Origin of the sequence: Pseudomonas sp. FW300-N2F2, from assembly GCF_017351655.1 — a bacterium.
In the GTDB taxonomy this organism is placed as follows: domain Bacteria; phylum Pseudomonadota; class Gammaproteobacteria; order Pseudomonadales; family Pseudomonadaceae; genus Aquipseudomonas; species Aquipseudomonas fluorescens_AA.
This window is the reverse complement of the sequence record NZ_JACNDQ010000011.1, coordinates 1-955: the sequence shown is the minus strand read 5'-3', so window position 1 is coordinate 955 and position 955 is coordinate 1. Positions and strand designations below refer to the sequence as shown.

The 955-nt window shown below is 63.8% G+C and carries 1 protein-coding gene; it reads left to right on the top strand.

Features of this window, described 5'->3' with window-relative positions; translation table 11 throughout:
• The coding region (locus tag J4E63_RS30665) for a condensation domain-containing protein (protein WP_259334285.1) at positions 1-955 on the top strand (955 nt) is incomplete at both ends.

Below are 955 nucleotides of genomic sequence, written 5' to 3'. Positions count from 1 at the left end.
GGCGAGCTTCGACGTCAGTCATCATCGCCTGGATATCCGCCAGGCGCCGTTGATGCGCGTCCGGTTCGCGCAGGATGCGATCAATCAGCGTTGGGTGGCGATCCTGCTGTTCCATCACATGGCTCTCGACCACACGGCGCTGGAAGTGGTGCGTCACGAGATGCAGGCGCACCTGTTGGGCCATGCCGATCAATTAGGGGTCGCGGTGCCTTACCGCAACTATGTGGCCCAGGTATGCCTGGGTGTGAGCCGTGAAGAGCACGAAACGTTTTTCCGCGCGATGCTCGGCGACATCGACGAGCCGACGCTGCCGTTCGGCTTGCAGGATGTTCGTGGCGATGGCAGCGGTATCGAGGAAGCCCGACAGGCTATCGCGACCGACTTGAGTCGACGCCTGCGTACCCAGGCCCGCCGCTTGGGGGTGAGTGCGGCAGCCTTGCATCACTTGGCCTGGGCCCAGGTGCTGGGTCGGGTCTCGGGTCGCGAAGACGTGGTGTTCGGCACGGTGCTGATGGGCCGGATGCAGGGCGGCGAGGGTGCCGACCGCGCATTGGGGATGTTCATCAACACCTTGCCGATTGGCGTGCAGGTAGGTGCGCAAAGTGTGCGGGCCGGCGTGCTGGCGACCCATGCGCGCCTGAGTGGGCTGCTGGGGCATGAACATGCTTCCCTGGCGTTGGCCCAACGTTGCAGCGGCGTCATGGCGCCGACGCCGTTGTTCAGCGCGTTGCTCAATTACCGACATTCGGTCGCCGAGCCCATCGCGCTGCAAACCTCGCCAGCCTGGGAGGGTATCGAGACACTGGGAGGCGAAGAACGCACCAATTATCCGCTGACGATGAGCGTCGATGACCTGGGTGAAGACTTCAGCCTGACGGTGCTGGTCGAGTCGCGGATCGGTGCCCAACGCATCTGTGGCTATATGCAAGTGGCGTTGGAAAGCCTGGTCGACGCG